Origin of the sequence: Pseudofrankia asymbiotica, from assembly GCF_001983105.1 — a bacterium.
GTDB lineage: Bacteria > Actinomycetota > Actinomycetes > Frankiales > Frankiaceae > Pseudofrankia > Pseudofrankia asymbiotica.
Genome location: NZ_MOMC01000040.1, coordinates 50,802 through 65,573, shown reverse-complemented (window position 1 = coordinate 65,573; position 14,772 = coordinate 50,802). Strand labels below are relative to the sequence as shown.

14 protein-coding genes are annotated in these 14,772 nt (G+C 73.6%); 9 read left to right on the top strand and 5 right to left on the bottom strand.

Going from position 1 to position 14,772, the window contains the following annotated elements; translation table 11 throughout:
- The first annotated feature begins 82 nt into the window (after window positions 1-82).
- Genes BL253_RS19945 through BL253_RS19930 form a run of 4 tightly spaced genes read left to right on the top strand, consistent with a single transcriptional unit; the run spans window position 83 to window position 3,656 of the window.
- Window positions 83-583, top strand: coding sequence for an SRPBCC family protein (locus tag BL253_RS19945; RefSeq protein WP_076818645.1), 501 nt, complete (start codon window positions 83-85; stop codon window positions 581-583).
- A 7-nt stretch (window positions 584-590) separates the two neighbouring features.
- Window positions 591-1,805 carry an ArsA family ATPase gene (locus BL253_RS19940; RefSeq protein WP_076818644.1) on the top strand — a complete coding sequence of 405 codons (1,215 nt, stop codon included), beginning with the start codon at window positions 591-593 and terminating at the stop codon, window positions 1,803-1,805.
- Window positions 1,802-2,551, top strand: coding sequence for a hypothetical protein (locus tag BL253_RS43875; RefSeq protein WP_241834948.1), 750 nt, complete (start codon window positions 1,802-1,804; stop codon window positions 2,549-2,551). Before BL253_RS19940 ends, BL253_RS43875 begins: the two co-directional genes overlap by 4 nt.
- Window positions 2,544-3,656, top strand: coding sequence for an ROK family glucokinase (locus BL253_RS19930; protein WP_081438476.1), 1,113 nt, complete (start codon window positions 2,544-2,546; stop codon window positions 3,654-3,656). Before BL253_RS43875 ends, BL253_RS19930 begins: the two co-directional genes overlap by 8 nt.
- 121 nt (window positions 3,657-3,777) lie before the next feature.
- On the opposite strand, the gene BL253_RS19925 is transcribed toward BL253_RS19930, so the two are convergent.
- Window positions 3,778-4,908, bottom strand: a complete 1,131-nt coding sequence (locus tag BL253_RS19925) for a glycosyltransferase family 4 protein (RefSeq protein ID WP_076818643.1) — start codon at window positions 4,906-4,908, stop codon at window positions 3,778-3,780.
- A 277-nt stretch (window positions 4,909-5,185) separates the two neighbouring features.
- Entirely contained in the window at window positions 5,186-6,466 is a 1,281-nt protein-coding gene (locus tag BL253_RS19920; RefSeq protein WP_076818642.1) for a DUF4352 domain-containing protein, read from the bottom strand.
- 427 nt (window positions 6,467-6,893) lie between these two features.
- Between BL253_RS19920 and BL253_RS19915 the strand changes: the two genes are divergently transcribed.
- Both BL253_RS19915 and BL253_RS19910 read left to right on the top strand, forming a co-directional pair.
- Window positions 6,894-8,204, top strand: coding sequence for an NYN domain-containing protein (locus tag BL253_RS19915; protein ID WP_076818641.1), 1,311 nt, complete (start codon window positions 6,894-6,896; stop codon window positions 8,202-8,204).
- Between the two features lie 83 nt (window positions 8,205-8,287).
- Window positions 8,288-8,635: a hypothetical protein gene (locus tag BL253_RS19910; RefSeq protein ID WP_076818688.1), complete on the top strand. Its 348-nt coding sequence runs from the start codon at window positions 8,288-8,290 to the stop codon at window positions 8,633-8,635.
- Window positions 8,636-8,689: 54 nt separating this feature from the next.
- Here BL253_RS19910 and BL253_RS19905 read toward each other — a convergent pair whose 3' ends face one another.
- A complete protein-coding gene (locus tag BL253_RS19905; RefSeq protein ID WP_076818640.1) occupies window positions 8,690-9,085 on the bottom strand; it encodes an HIT family protein in 396 nt (131 codons plus the stop codon).
- Window positions 9,086-9,204: 119 nt separating this feature from the next.
- Here BL253_RS19905 and BL253_RS19900 point away from each other — a divergent pair, with 119 nt between their 5' ends.
- A complete protein-coding gene (locus BL253_RS19900) occupies window positions 9,205-9,618 on the top strand; it encodes a VOC family protein (RefSeq protein WP_076818639.1) in 414 nt (137 codons plus the stop codon).
- A gap of 60 nt (window positions 9,619-9,678) precedes the next feature.
- On the opposite strand, the gene BL253_RS19895 is transcribed toward BL253_RS19900, so the two are convergent.
- Window positions 9,679-10,722, bottom strand: coding sequence for a DUF3592 domain-containing protein (locus tag BL253_RS19895; protein WP_076818638.1), 1,044 nt, complete (start codon window positions 10,720-10,722; stop codon window positions 9,679-9,681).
- A gap of 216 nt (window positions 10,723-10,938) precedes the next feature.
- Between BL253_RS19895 and BL253_RS19890 the strand changes: the two genes are divergently transcribed.
- Window positions 10,939-12,756: a DEDD exonuclease domain-containing protein gene (locus tag BL253_RS19890; protein WP_076818637.1), complete on the top strand. Its 1,818-nt coding sequence runs from the start codon at window positions 10,939-10,941 to the stop codon at window positions 12,754-12,756.
- A gap of 65 nt (window positions 12,757-12,821) precedes the next feature.
- Here BL253_RS19890 and BL253_RS19885 read toward each other — a convergent pair whose 3' ends face one another.
- Window positions 12,822-13,313: a hypothetical protein gene (locus tag BL253_RS19885; protein ID WP_076818636.1), complete on the bottom strand. Its 492-nt coding sequence runs from the start codon at window positions 13,311-13,313 to the stop codon at window positions 12,822-12,824.
- A 399-nt stretch (window positions 13,314-13,712) separates the two neighbouring features.
- Between BL253_RS19885 and BL253_RS19880 the strand changes: the two genes are divergently transcribed.
- Window positions 13,713-14,540: a hypothetical protein gene (locus tag BL253_RS19880; protein ID WP_081438475.1), complete on the top strand. Its 828-nt coding sequence runs from the start codon at window positions 13,713-13,715 to the stop codon at window positions 14,538-14,540.
- The last annotated feature ends 232 nt before the right edge of the window (window positions 14,541-14,772 follow it).

The following is a 14,772-nucleotide window of genomic DNA, read 5'->3' as shown; positions in this document are numbered from 1 at the left end:
AAGGTGACCCTGGCCGATGCGTTGGGGACGTCGTTGCCTGGGGCCGGGTCAGCCCCAGGCGGATCTGGAGGTACTAACAGCGATGGCCGATCACGCACGCGCCTCGATCGTCATCAACGCCAAGCCCGCGACCGTGATGGCCACCATCGCCGACATCGCGAACTACCCGACGTGGGTCGGCCAGATGGAGCAGACCGAGGTTCTGGAGGTCGGCCCGGAGGGCCGGCCGAGCCGGGCCCGTTTCCGGGTGAACGCCGGCATCGCCAAGGACGAGTTCGTCACCGAGTACAGCTGGTTCGGCGACGAGAAAGTCACCTGGACGCTCATCGAGGGCCAGGCGATGTCCGCCCAGGACGGCAGCTACACGCTGCAGGACCTCGGCGAGAGCCGGACCGAGGTGACCTACGACCTCACCGTCGAGCTGAAGATCAAGATTCCGGGCCTGCTGCGCCGCAAGATCCAGGGCGGCATCGTCGACGCCGCCCTCAAGGATCTCAAGCGGCACGTGGAGGCCTCGCCGGCCCTCGGCGCCGGCGCGTACCCCGAGAAGTTCTCGGACCTCGAGAAGAACGTCGAGAGCTGAGGCTCGTGTGCGGTGTGTGCTGTTCACCGGTAAGGGCGGCGGCGGGACGACGACGGTAGCCGCGGCGAGCGCGACGCTCGCCGCCCAGCGCGGCCACCGGACGCTCCTGGTCTCGTTCAACCCGGTCGGGGAGCTCGGGGCCACGCTCGACCACCCGGTGGCCGGCGAGCCGGTCGAGCTCGAACCCGGGCTGTTCGGTCAGCAGGTCGACCTGCAGGACTCGTTCGAGCGGCGGCTGGACGCCGTCCGGCCGCTGCTGGACGCCGCGTGGACGCACGCCGACCTCGACCCGATCGAGACCGAGGAGCTGGCCGGGCTCACCGGCGTCGGCGAGACGCTGGCCCTGCTGGAGCTGCGCGACCAGCTCACCTCCGGCCGCTACGACCTCGTCGTCGTCGACGCGGGCCCGGCGGCCGACGCGCTGCGGCTCCTGGCGTTCCCGGAGACGCTGTCCTGGTACTGCCGCCGGCTGCTGCCCCCGGACGGGCGCTTCGTGCGCTGGGTTCGCCCGTCGCTGGCCCGCTCCGCGCGGCTGGCCGCCCGGGTCGGCCACCTGGCCGAGCCCGTCTACGACGTGCTGACCCGGCTGCGCGCGACCGCGGCCGAACTGCGCGAGGTGCTCACCGACCCGGCGCGCACCAGCGTGCGGCTCGTGCTCACCCCCGAGACGGCCTCGGTGGCGGTCACCCGGCGGGTGTTCACCGCGCTCTCGCTGCACGGCCTGCCGGTGGACGCGCTGGTGGCGAACCGGGTGATCGGCCCGAGCGGCGGTGACGTCTGGCGGGCCGGCTGGGCGGCGTCGCACCGCGAGCAGCTCGGCGAGATCGAGGCCGCGTTCGCGCCGCTTCCCGTGCTGCGTGCCGCCTACCGGGGCGGCGAGCCGGTGGGGCTGGAGGAGCTGGCCGCGTTCGGCGCGGCCGCCTACGGGTCGCTCGACCCGGCGGGCGTGCTCGGCGCCAGGGCGGGCGCGGACAGCGAGGCGCCGCTGGTGGAGCGGACCGAGGAGGGCTATTCGCTGTCGTTCGGCGTGCCGTTCGCCGACCGCGGCGAGGTCGACCTCGCCCGGCTCGGCGACGAGCTGGTGGTGACCGTCGGCCCGCACCGGCGGCTGCTCCCGCTGCCCGCCGCGCTGCGCCGCTGCGACGTCCGCGCCGCCTGGCTGCGCGACAACCGGCTGGTCGTCTCGTTCGTGCCCGACCCGGACCAGTGGGTGCGGGCGTGACCCAGAGCTCCCAGCGCGACGCCCAGCAGACCTCCCCGAACGGCTCCGCCGATCCGGCGGGAACCCCGCCACGGGTCCAACCGGAGCCCGGCACGCTCGCGCAGGAAGCGGCGCTGTTCACCGCCGCGGTCCGCGAATGGCTGACGGCGCACGGAACCCCGCCGGCCTCCGCGCGGGCCGGCGCCGCCGACGACCAGGACGCGCGGGAGGCCACCGCCGACTGGCCCGGGCCGGCCGAGGACGCCTGGGGCCTCTCCGGGCCGGAGGACCTGGGGGGCGCCCGGCAGGACCCGACCGGCGCGTACCCGCCCGCCGGTGACGCCCAGGACGACCAGTTCGACCAGGAGCACGGCGAGCACGGCGAGCACGGGGAGCACGGGGAGCACGGGGAGCACGGGGAGCACGGCGAAGGCTTCAGGCCTGGCTCCACGCCGGGCCCAGGGCCACGCCACGGCCCGCCCTGGGTGGTGGGACCCGGCGAGACGTTGTGCACCGGCTGCCCGTTGTGCAGGCTGCTCGCCAGCGTCGCCGGCAGCCACGCCGAGGTTCTCGGACACCTGCTGGCGGCGGCGAGCTCACTCGCCGCCGCGGCCCGCGCCGCCTGGCCGCCCGCGGGCGTCCCCGGCCAGGGCACGGGTGACGAGCACGACGACCCGCCGGCCTGGCAGGCTTCTCCACGACAGACCGCGACGCAGCAGACCCGGCCGGCCCGCGGCCGGGTACAGAGGATCGACATCGGTGAGTAGCACGCACGCGACCGGCACATCCGGCACATCCGTCTCGTCCGGCGCGCCCTATGCGCCTCCCGCCTCGCGCACGTCCGGCATGCCCGGCGCCGAGCCGGGAGCGCCACCCCCACCACCCGCGCCGGCCGGCGGCGCGCGGGGCCCGGCGATCGGGGTCGACGTCGGCGGGACCAAGGTGGCCGCGGGCGTCGTCGACGAGCACGGCCGGATCGTCGGCTCGGTGCGCCGCCCGACGCCGGGGCACGAGCCGGCGCTGGTGGCGGACACGATCGCCGAGGTCGTCGGCGAGCTGCTCGCCCGCCACGCCGTCGGCCTGGAGGCGCCGATCGGCATCGGCGCCGCCGGCTGGCTCGACCGCGACGGGGCGCGGGTGATGTTCGCGCCGAACCTCGCCTGGCGCGACGAGCCGCTGCGGGACATCATCTCCGACCGGCTCGGCCGCCCGGTGATCGTCGACAACGACGCGAACACGATGGCGTGGGCGGAGTACCGCTTCGGCGCGGGGCGCGGCTGCTCCGAGCTGGTCTGCGTCACGGTGGGCACCGGGATCGGCAGCGGGCTGGTGCTCGACGGGAAGGTGCGCCACGGCGCGTTCGGCGTCGGCGCCGAGTTCGGCCACATGCAGGTGGTACCGGCCGGGCTGCCGTGTGGCTGCGGCGGCCAGGGCTGCTGGGAGCAGTACGCGAGCGGCCGGGCGCTGGTCCGCCACGCCCGGGAGATCGTCGGTGGCTCGTCGGCGGCCGGCCGGCGGCTGCTCGAGCTCGCCGGCGGCGACCTGGAGCGGCTGACCGGCCCGGACGTCACGACCGCCGCCCGCGAGGGCGACCCGGCGGCCGTCAAGTGCTTCGAGGAGGTCGGCTACTGGCTCGGCCAGGGCCTGGCCAGCCTCACCGCCGTGCTCGACCCGGCGAGGTTCGTCATCGGCGGAGGCGTCTCCGACGCCGGTGAGCTCCTGCTCGGCCCGGCCAGGGCCCAGTTCCGCGCCGCCCTCCCCGGCCGCGGTCACCGCCCCGAAGCGGAGATCGTCCTGGCCCACCTGGGCCCCGACGCCGGCTTCGTGGGCGCGGCGGACCTGGCCCGTACGATCAAGCTCGGCCGCGCCTAGAGGACGCCTGCCCGGGGGTACGGGGGTGTCCCCCGGGCAACACAGCGTGGGCGCGGCGGACCTGGCCCGCACGGTCCAACTCGGCCGCGTCTGAGGTCGGTGTCGCGCCGCTCCGCGACGATCAGCGAGGGTTGGGGCTGAGGAACTCGATGAGGTTCTTGGTCAGGAGATCCCAGCGCCACGTGAGCTCGACCCAGGCGCGGCCGGCGGCGCCCATGGATCGGCCTCGGTCCGGATCATCCAGCAGCTCCGCGACGGCCGAGGCGACGTCGGTCAGGCTGCGGCCGTCGACCACGAGACCGGTGCGGCCGTCGAGCACGGCGTCGGGAGCGCCGCCGCTGTCTCCCGCCACGACCGGAAGCCCGGCGGCGGACGCCTCGAGGTAGACGATCCCCAGGCCCTCGACCTCCAGGCCGCCGAGCCGGGAGCGGCATGGCATCGCGAAGATGTCGCCGGCCGCGTAGTGCGCCGGCAGCTCCTCCCACGGCACCGACTCGGTGAAGACGACGTGGCCCTCCACGTCGTGCTCCCGGGCGAGCCGGGCCAGGTCGGCGCGGTAGGGGCCGCCGCCGACGAGCAGCAGGGCCGTGTCCGGGTAGCGGCGCCGCCAGCTCGGCAGGGCGCGGATCAGCATGTCCTGCCCCTTGCGCGGGACCAGGCGGCTCACGCAGACGACCACCCGCCGGCCGGTGAGCCCGTGCCGGGCGCGGATCTCGTCGCGGCCGACGCCGGGGCGGAACAGCTCCGCGTCGACGCCGCTGGGCAGCCGCTCCAGGCGCGGGCGGGGCCCGAAGGCCGGGCCGATCCGGCGTCGGGTGTAGTCGCCGAGGTAGGTGATGACGTCGGTGGTCGCGCCGACCCGGCGCAGCGTCTGGCGGGCGCCGGGCAGCGCCGCCCAGCCGACCTCGTGGCCGTGGGTGCTCGCGACGACTCGCTCAATCCCGGTCGTGGCGCGCAGTGGCGCGCCCAGCAGGCCGAGCGGCGCCGCCGCGCCGAACCAGACCGCGTCGCACCGCTCGGCGCGGGCGATCCCGCGGGCCCGGCGCAGCACGGACCGGGTGGGCAGCATCAGCGACGTCGGGTGCCGGATGACCGGGAAGCTCTGGGCCGCGTCGAACTCGGCCGCGCCCTTCCACGCCGGCGCGTAGACGACGACGTCGCCGGCGGGCAGCCTGCTCGCGAAGTTGTGCACGTATGCCTGGATGCCGCCGGCACGCGGCGGAAAGTCGTTGGTCACCACGAGCACCCGCATGCGCCCATGGTCCTCTACCGGCCCGTCCGCCGCTGGCCCCTCCCCGCCGATCGGCCGCGCGCTCGCCGGAGCGCGCGGTTCGACGGAGTCATCGCGGCGCCGGGCGAGGGCGCCGCCCGGCGGCCGGGTCGCGGCCCGAGGACCCGGCCGGATGGGCCCGCTACCCGCGGCAGCGGCCACGGCCGGCGCCGGCGGGCGCCAGCCACCGCCGCCGGCCGATGAGGTTGCCTGTCGGGACCAGGCCGGGTCTTGGGCCAGGTCCCGGATGCGTTGCCGATCAGTAACGGAAGTTCGCCCGGGACGTCGCGAACAGCGGCTCCCAGTACACGAGGTGGTTGTCGTCCGGAACGTCGAAGACGATGTTGCCTCGCACCTGCTGGCCGGCCGCGAGGTCATCGGCGTCCAGCCGTGAGCCGACCTCCTCGTAGGTGGCGTCGTACCGGGTGCCATCCGTGGTCTGGCCGAAGAAGCTCAGCGGGTAGACGTTGGCCTTGCCGGTGACCATCTGCACCGTGAAGTTGGCGACGATGAAGACGCCGTTCTCCGGCGGGTCGCCGTACGTCGTCACCGGGGCCGTGGTGCGGCACATGCTGTTCAGCGTGATCCGCGCGGTGTAGGTGGTGAGTTCGCTGGTGCCCTCGCCCTGGACGGTCGCCGTCTGGCCGATGTCGGCGACGCCGGCCGCGGGCGCCCCTCCCGGCGCGTTGATCGTCGTGCAGCCGGCCGGCCCCGGGCGCGTCGACGGCGTGGTGACCGGGCCGCTGGATGCCTGCGGCGGGGTCGGAGCCGGGGCGCTGCCTGTCGGCAACGTGGTCACCGGTGGCAAGGTGACCGGCGGGTCGTCATCGCCGCCGCCACCGACCGCGAGCGCGATGACGACGCCGAGGACGATCGCGAGGACCGCCACGAGCGCGGAGACAAGGATGACCACGTTGCGGTTGGAGCGGCCCGGCCGGCCCGGCTGACCTGGCTGGCCCGGCTGGCCGGTCCAGCCGGTGGGGGTACCGGGCTGGGCGTAGCCGCCCTGCTGGTAGCCCGCCTGCTGGTAGCCGGGCTGCTGGTAGCCGCCCTGCTGGGCGTAGTCGGGCTGCTGGTAGTTGGGCTGCTGGTAGCCCGGCTGCTGGTAGCCGGGCTGCGAGGGAGGGTAGCCACCGGCGGGCGGGTAGGCGTCGCCCTGCGGATAGGGCGTCGTCTGCGGGTAGCCGCCTGGTGCCGGCGTGCCGGGTGAGGGGTAGCCACCGGGCGGCGGGGTGCCCTGCGGCGGGTAGCCGGCCTGCTGGTAGCCCGGCTGCTGGTACCCGGGCTGCTGATAACCGGGCTGCTGGTAGTCGCCGGGTGCGGACCACTGGCCGGGTGAGGTCGGGGCGCCCGGCGGCGTCGCCCCAGGAGTGACGTTCTGCGGGGTCTGGCCGGCGCCCGATGGCCAGGCCGAGCCGTCCGCCTTGGTGGTCGGTGCCGCCTGCCAGTCCGGCGCCGGGGTGCTTGGCGGCCACCCACCGCCGCTCTGCGCGTTTCCGCCCCCACCGTCTGGCGGGGTCGGGGGGTTCTGGTCGCTCACAGTGTTCCTCTCGGCGTACACCCCGCTGCCAAAAACGGAGCATGGGGATGGATAGCGCGACATTACAGAAGTCGGTCATCCCCAAGGGAAATGCCCTTGTCGAACACCTTCCCGATGGTTGGGTCAACTGAGGCGGGACATCTTTCGGCAAACGTTGTCCCCCCGTCGTTGGGATTGAGGTCCCGGTGGCCTTTCGGCGTGGTTCCTGACGGTCGGGTTACTGGCGGGCCAGCGGGTGCGCCGCTCCGGCAGAAGTGCCACGCACGCCGTTGGCCCATCCCCTCGGATCCGCCGGATCGTGGCGGATGGTGACGATTCATGGCGGATGGTGATGGCTGCGCCGCCGGACTACGCTGGAGTGCTGCCACTCGTTCCTGCGACAGGGAGTCCGTACCGTGCCCGTCGACCTGCCTCCCCCGGACGCCGGGTGAGCGAGCCGCTGCCGGTGGAGGTACGCACCCAGGTCGTCGCCTTCGCCGCCGAGACACTCGCCGGGCTTGAGGACGTTGAGGTGCCCGCGAGCCTCGTCGCCGTGCGCAGGTTCACGCCCGCGCGCCGGGCCAAGCAGGGCGCGGTCCCGCTCGCGGCCGCTGTCGAGCACGACGCGATCTTCCGGGGCCGGGTGGCGGAGTGGGTCCGGCGGGCCCATCCGGGGCTCGCGGACGCCGTGATGGCGACCGACGGCCCGCCGGCCGCGGCGCCGCCTGCCGAGGTGGCCGCGGTCGCCTTCGTCCTACGCCCGGCTGGCTGGGAGGACCTGCTCGCCGTCGCCGCCACCTCGTCCGTGCAGGCCGCGGTGTCGGCCAAGGCCGAGGAGGCCGCCCGGGAGGTCGACCGGCTCACCGACGCGCTCGCCGCGGTCCAGGAGGGCGGCCGCGCGGAGAAGGAGCAGCTGCGCGACCAGCTGGCCACGGCTCGCCTGGAGACGGATGACCTGCGCCGGCGGATGCGCGGCTCGGCCGAGCGGGTCCGCCGCGCCGAGCAGGCGGCGCAGGAGGAGATCGCGGCCGCGGCCGCGGACCGGGACGCGGCCCGCGCCCTCGTCAGGGCGGCGGAGGGCGAGACCCGCCGGCTGCGGGCCCGGGTCGGCGAGCTGGAGACGGCGCTCGCCGCCGCCCGGCGGGAGGGACGCGACGCGCGCAGCCTTGACGACGCCCGCCTGCGAGTACTGCTGGACACGCTGATGGGCGCGGCCAACGGCGTGCGCCGCGAGCTTGCCCTGCCCAGCACGGTGCAGCGCCCGGCGGACCTGTGCGCCACGGAGGACGGGCAGGCACGCGACCCGTTCTCCGCGGTCGGCCCCCGCGGGCGCCCCGACGACGACCCGACCGTCATCGACGAGGTTCTCTCGATCCCCGGCATCCACCTGATCATCGACGGGTACAACGTCACCAAGCGTGGCTACGGCGCGCTGCCGCTGCAGGCCCAGCGGGTGCGGCTGCTGTCCGGCCTCGGCCCGCTCGCCGGCCGGGCGTCGGATGCCGAGGTCACCGTGGTCTTCGACGCGACGGCGGTCGCCAGCCGCCCGGTCGGGGTGACGGCGCCACGCGGGGTACGGGTGCTGTTCAGCCGGCTGGGCGAGCTCGCCGACGAGGAGATCGTCCGGCTGGTCCGCGCCGAGCCCTCCGGCCGTCCCGTGGTCGTCGTGACCTCGGACCGTGAGGTCGCCGAGACCTGCGCCGCCGCCGGTGCCCGCGCGGTTCCCTCCGCCGCCCTCCTCGCCCGCCTGGAGCGCTGAGCCGACACCCACGGCGCGAAAAACTGTCGGACCACGCGTCTACGGTCAGCGATGACACAGTGTGAGCGACAGAGGTGAGCGCGATGCTGATCGACTGTGATTCGTGCGTGGCGCGTGGGGACGCGTGTAAGGACTGTGTGCTGTCGGTGCTGCTGGCACCGCCGCCGGTCGTGGAGTGGGACGAGGACGAGCGCCGAGCGCTCGCGCTGCTGGCCGACGCGGGCCTGTTGCCGAGGCTCCGGCTGGTGACACCGCTGGACGTCGTGCCGGCTGACGGCGGCACGGCGCCGGATGTCCCGACGGCACAGCAGCCGGCGCAGCCGATGATTCCGCTGCCCGAGCCGTTCGCGGTCGGCCCGCGCCAGCGATCCCGCCCGGCGCGCCGCCCCGATGCCGCCGGCCCCCGCCGCCGCTCCCGCAGGGCCGGCTGACCGCTCCTCGCGTCGCCGCGTTTCTGGCGGCGCCGTGGACGTAGGCGCCGCGGGTCAGGCGAGCGCGGCCCTGATCCGTTCGGCGGCCTCGTCCAGCGCCTCGGGCGTCGGGCTGGAATCCGCGAGGCCGAAGTCCAGCTGCTTCTCGCTGTCGATCGGGATCAGGTGCACGTGCACATGCGGCACCTCCAGCCCCGCGATGATCGCCGCGACCCGACGAGGCTGGAAGGCGTCCTGGATCGCCCGGCCCACCTTGGCCGCCGCGCTCCACAGTTCCCGCTGTTCCGCGTCCGGCAGGTCGATCCAGTGGTCGATCTCGAGGCGCGGCACGACGAGCGTGTGGCCCGGCCGGATCGGGGAGATGGTCAGGAACGCGACCGTGTGCTCGTCCTCATAGACGAACCGACCCGGCAGCTCTCCGTTGATGATCCGGGTGAAGATAGTCGGCATGGCCAGGACCCTACCGACCCAGGTAGGCCACGAGATCCAGCGGGACGCGGCCCGCCGGCAGGCTCGGACCAGTGACCGTTTCACAACACGCCGGCCACCGATGAACCAAGGCACCCGCAATGCGGCATCATGCGCGAGTGGCCAGGTTTGAGACGCACGGGCTGAGGGTAGCCCGGGTCGGGGTTGATTGTGTGGATGTCGACCGAATGATCCGGTTCTGGTCCAGAGCGCTGGGTTATGAGGTAACCCTTCGCGGCGCTGAGACCGCCGAGCTGCGTCACCCGGCGAGCGCGGGGCCGAAGCTGCTGCTGCGCCAGGTCCGCAAGCTCGGGCCAGCTCGCAACCGCCTCCAGCTCGATCTCTACGCGGTCGACGCCGAGCGCGTCGCCAGCTGGCTTGCCACCCTGGGCGCCCGGCGAGTACGCCGCCTGGAGGCCGTCGGCGAGGCCGGCTACCTCCTCGCCGATCCCGAGGGCAACGAGTTCCGCGTCATCACCGCCGGCCCCGCGGCCTTCACCCGCCCGTTCGCGTAGCCGCGGCCGCGGCCCCGGCGTAGCCGCACCCACGCCAGCCGGACGGCGCGGACCGACCTTCTAAGGCCAGGGCGGCGCACCGCCGTGACCGGCCCAGATGTTGACGACAAAGGCACCCCCCACGACCCCGAACGCCAGCGCGCCGGCGGCGATGACGCCGATGGAACAGCCCGCGGCGACGGCAGTCATCGTCGCGAACGTGGCGCATACGGCGGCGCCGACGAAAGCGAAGAAGGCCGCTCGATTCCACCGGGCCGACCAGGTGCGCGTCGTCGCCGGCTCGAGCACGAAGGACTCGGGCAACCGGGAACGTGTCGGCCCGAGAGGCACGAGGCGGGTGCCGTCGGCCAGCTGGACCACGACGGGCCCGATCAGCCAGCCAGATCTCGTCAGGTCACCAAACATGATCACAGGGGAACCAGGCGACAGGCTGGCGGCGGCCGGATGCCACATCACCCGCTGCCAGCTGACCGCCCGCTCCGTCATGTCGTACTGGTTGACGACCGGCCCGACCAACTGGATCCAGAGCTCCACTCCAGCGGGAATGAAGAACCGATGGAACTCGACTCGTGTGAAGAAGGACCAGTCAAGATCCCGCTGGCCCACGTACGCGGCCGCGGCCATGGGTCTCGGGGACTGGCGGGACACGATGAGGAACCGCGCGCCGATCACGGTCCACCAGCCGAGAACGGGAACCAGGCCGACGAGAGCAAGGAACCGGAGGTGACCGTTCGCCGTGGCGGACTCCCCCGGTAGCGCGGGATAGGCCCGCGCGTTCGGTCGCCGCGGGTCGTACAGGACAGGGAAGCGGTCGCCCGGGTGGTACTCGGCGCGCGTCGAGAAGTTCTGTACATGCGTGTCGCCGTCGGTGTCGGACCAGCGAACCCGGGCGGACAACTCTTTCCCATGATGGTGAGCGTCGATGACGGTCCCCTCGGCGAGCGTCACCGCGCGGGCGCGCTGGTCCCGCTCCCCGTGGTACCCCCAGGTCATCAGGCAGAAGATGACCGTGACGGCGTAGAGCGCGCTGGCGAGTGCCACGAGCGCGGCGATCGCCTCGGGCTGCTCACGGTCGGCCCGGGAGTCCATGAAGGTGGCTGGCATCCGTGCCTCCCGGCGCTGGGCGTCGTGATCGGACCGCCGACCAGCCTTCCCGGCACACCACGCATCAAGGTAGCCACCCCGCCGATCCGGGACAACGGGCGATGTGCCGTGCGACGCGGGAGCACAGCGGCGTGCGACCCGACCGATGCAGGGCCCGGAGTGTCGGACCTGGTCACCGGTTCGTGGAGTGTCGGACCTGGTGACTAGGTTCGCGGTGTGTCACCTGAGCCTTCGGCGCCAGCCCCGGCCGGCGGGCGGCAGGGCARCTTCGACGAGCTGGGCCGGCCGCTGCGGGACGTCACGTTCGTCGTGTTCGACCTGGAGACGACCGGTACCGGGCCGGCGGACTCCGAGATCACCGAGTTCGGCGCGGTGAAGGTCCGCGGCGGCGAGGTGATCGCCGAGTTCGCCACACTGGTGCGCACGTCGAACGCGGTGCCGCCGCTGATCACCGTGCTGACCGGGATCACCGACGCGATGCTCGCGACGGCGCCCGCGCTGGCCGAGGTGCTGCCCGCGTTCCTGGAGTTCATCCGCGGCTCGGTGCTCGTCGCGCACAACGCCGGCTTCGACCTGAGCTTCCTCAAGGCGGCCTGCGAACGCGTCGGCTACCCCGTCCCCGCCTGGGAGCACCTGGACACCGTCAGGCTGGCCCGCCGGGTCATCACCCGCGACGAGAGCCCCGACAACAAGCTGTCCTCGCTCGCACGGCTCTTCGGCGCCCGCCACGAGCCGTGCCACCGCGCGCTCGCCGACGCCCGCGCCACGGTGGACGTCCTGCACGGCCTGTTCGAGCGGCTCGGCAACCTCGGCGTACGGACGCTGGAGGACGTCCACGAGTACAGCAGCCGTGTCTCCCCCGCCCAGCGGCGCAAGCGCACGCTCGCCGACGACCTCCCGACCGGCCCCGGGGTGTACCTGTTCCGCGACGGCACCGGCCGGGTGCTCTACGTCGGCAAGTCGGCCTCGATACGCGCCCGGGTGCGCACTTACTTCACCGCGAGCGAGACGCGCACCCGGATGGCCGAGATGGTCGCCGCCGCGGAGCGGGTGGACGCGATCGAGTGCGCGCACACGCTGGAGGCGGAGGTACGCGAGCTGCGCCTGATCGCCCAGCACAAACCGCCCTACAACCGCCGCTCCCGGTTCCCGGAACGCGCGGTGTTCCTGCGCCTCACCGACGAGCCGTTCCCCCGGCTGTCCAGAGTGCGCCAGGTGCGCGCCGACGGCGGGACCTACCTCGGCCCCTTCGCCGGCTCCGGCGGAGCGGAGCTCGCCGCCGACGGCCTGCTGGAGGCGGTCGCGCTGCGCCGCTGCGGTGGGCGCCTCTCGCCGCGCCAGACGAGCCCCGCCTGCGCGCTCGCCGACCTGGGCAAGTGCGGCGCGCCCTGCGACGGGCGCCAGTCCCTGGAGGAGTACGCCGCGGTCGTGGCCGACGCCAGGGAGGCGATGGCGGGCGACCCGACGGTCGTCGCCGCCGCCGCGCGGGCACGGATCTCCGTGCTCGCCGCGCAGACCCGGTTCGAGGAGGCGGCCGTGGCCAGAGACCGGATGGTCGCGTTCGTCCGGGCCTCCGCCCGTCAGCAGCGGCTGACAGCGTTGGGTGTCGTGCCTGAGCTGGTGGGCGCCGTGCCCACCGCCGACCGTGGCTGGGACCTGGCCGTCATCCGGTACGGCCGGCTCGCCGCGGCCGCGACCGTCGCGCGAGGCGTCGACCCGCGCCCCTGGGTGGACGCGGTCGTCGCCACCGCCGAGACCGTCCGCCCCGGCCCCGGCCCGACCCCGGCGGCGAGCGCTGAGGAGATGGAGCGGATCGAGCGCTGGCTCGCCACCCCAGGCGCCCGGCTCGTCCAGCTCACCGGCACCTGGGCCTGGCCCGCCGCCGGCGCCGCCAGGGCCGCCGCCGAGCTCCCCCAGCCGCCGCGGACCGACCGCGGGGAGGCCGCCCAGCGCACCGCCCACCGCCCAGGCGAGCCCCGCCGCCCCAGCGAGCCCCACCGCGCTGCGCGCGCACCCGCCCCCGAAGACGGCTGAGAGGCGTCTCTCGAGTGGTCGCCACGGTTCGGCGTCCACCGCCCCCTTCCGAGACGTCACCAGATTCAGGACTCATCGGGCCCGATGTCTTCCAGGATCAGACGGCCACGTCGCCTCTCGCGATCGCCACGAGCCGCGAAGCGCCAAATCGCCCCGATCGCTTCCGCGCGGGCTGAACCAGTGACGAAGGTCAGAACCGCGTCAAGCACATCGACAGCAAGGAAGTCGACAGCCCGCTCGACGGGGCTGTCAACGCGCGCGCTCACCGCGGATATGACATCCCGCAGCGCGTCCTGAGTCGCTTCGACCACCGCGGGGTCCGCGAATGTAGGAGGTGAAGCACCCGCGGCCAGTTGGGATAGAAGTTCCCACGACTCCCGCACGCCGGCCCCCGAGGCGGTGAGAAGCCCGTCGACGACACGTTCGACCAAGATCGCGGCCCCGCTCTGAAGAACCTGGTTCGGCAGGAACCGCGCCTCCAGCAGCAGGCGCAGCCGGCCGGCCTCGCCTGCTGATCGAGCGCGCTGCATCCGCGCGATGAGATCTTCCATGGTCATCCCAGCCCTCCGAGGTCATCCGGCCAGTCCTCTGAGCTCATCCGTTTGGAACCTCAGCGGGGAATCCGTCCTTCATGTGGAGAGATACCAGTTGTCCACAGGGAGGTGGCCCTGCGTGGACGGGACGATCAACTGGAACGATCGTCTCGGTGTGCCCAGAAGATCAGCTCAACCAGTCTCGGCGGCGATGGGGCTCGTCGGGCGGGTGGCTAAGGGGCAGAGCGGGATGGTGACCCACGCGCAAGCGATGAGACAGGTCTGACTCGGCGGGAGATCCGGACATTCGTTCGCCGGGGCTGGTGGGAGCGTCCGGTACGCGGCGCCTACGTAGTCAGGTCGATCGCCGACCGGCTCGATCCGCCCGGCCATCCCAGCCAGTGCGCCTGGCTGCGTCCACGGGTGCTGGCCGCCCTCGCCACCCACCCGGATGCCATCGTCTGTGGCATCACGGCTGCTCGGCTGCTCGGCTTCGGCTCGGTCGTCGACGCGGCCGACGACGAGCCAGTACACCTGCTGGTCCCTGACCGCGGGAGCCGGCGTTCGGCGCGCGGAGTTGTCCTCAAGCCACGGCGCGGCGCGCTGTCGCCCGACGACATTGTCGTCATGTCAGACATACCGATGACCTCGCCGGCCCTGACGCTGGCGGATCTGGTCCTCGCCGCTGACACCCGGGAGGACGCGGTGAGCCTCATGGACGCGGCCCTGCGGTCCGGGACCCTGACCGACGTGACGCTGGCACGCGCCGCGAGCGCGTGGCGACCCGGATGTCGGCGGGTCGGCGCCTGGTGGGCCTTGGCCGACGGACGGTCGGAGTCCGTGCTGGAGACGCTCACCCGGCTTCTGCTGGTCGATCACGACCTCGCACCCGAGGAGCTGCAATATCTGGTCCGGGACGACGACAACAGGTTTGTAGCTCGGGTGGACCTTGCATACCCAAGCGACCGGGTCGCCGTAGAAGCGGATGGGGCACGATTCCACGGCCACGCCACGAGAGTTCGTTCATCCGGCTCGATTCCACCCCGCTCTGGAACAGCCCAGGGCAGCGTTCCCCATGATCCGGAGCCGCTCTTCCGCGACCGCCGCCGCCAGAACGCGCTCACCAGGCTCGGCTGGAAGATCGTGCGCGTCACCTGGGCCGACGTGACAGACCGGCCACCAGAGGTGGTCCACGACGTCCAAGGCGCCCTCCGAACCCTGCCCCCTGGCCCCGGCCAGGCGCTGCAGTGATTCCTGTCAGACGTCCGGGGCACCACGAGCACCCTTCCGCGCCCCGGACGTCTGACAGGACGCGGGAGAGCGGGATACGCGTGGCTGGGGCGGCGGGGGCACAGACCGGAAGAGGGCAGGGGCGAGGTCAGGAAGAGGAGTCGAGGTGGGGAAGGGCTTGAGGTTGAGGCAGGGGGTGGGGGTAGGTGGGAAAGCTGAAGGGGACGCGCTCGGGTGAGCGCGTCCCCTTCAG

Bases quoted from the DNA above. Each gene is read 5' to 3' on its own strand.
- BL253_RS19900 (WP_076818639.1), top strand. From the start codon at position 9,205: ATGCGGCATCATGCGCGAGTGGCCAGGTTTGAGACGCACGGGCTGAGG.
- BL253_RS19925 (WP_076818643.1), bottom strand. From the start codon at position 4,908: ATGCGGGTGCTCGTGGTGACCAACGACTTTCCGCCGCGTGCCGGCGGC.
- BL253_RS19885 (WP_076818636.1), bottom strand. From the start codon at position 13,313: ATGACCATGGAAGATCTCATCGCGCGGATGCAGCGCGCTCGATCAGCA.
- BL253_RS19895 (WP_076818638.1), bottom strand. From the start codon at position 10,722: ATGCCAGCCACCTTCATGGACTCCCGGGCCGACCGTGAGCAGCCCGAG.
- BL253_RS19905 (WP_076818640.1), bottom strand. From the start codon at position 9,085: ATGCCGACTATCTTCACCCGGATCATCAACGGAGAGCTGCCGGGTCGG.
- BL253_RS19910 (WP_076818688.1), top strand. From the start codon at position 8,288: ATGCTGATCGACTGTGATTCGTGCGTGGCGCGTGGGGACGCGTGTAAG.
- BL253_RS19945 (WP_076818645.1), top strand. From the start codon at position 83: ATGGCCGATCACGCACGCGCCTCGATCGTCATCAACGCCAAGCCCGCG.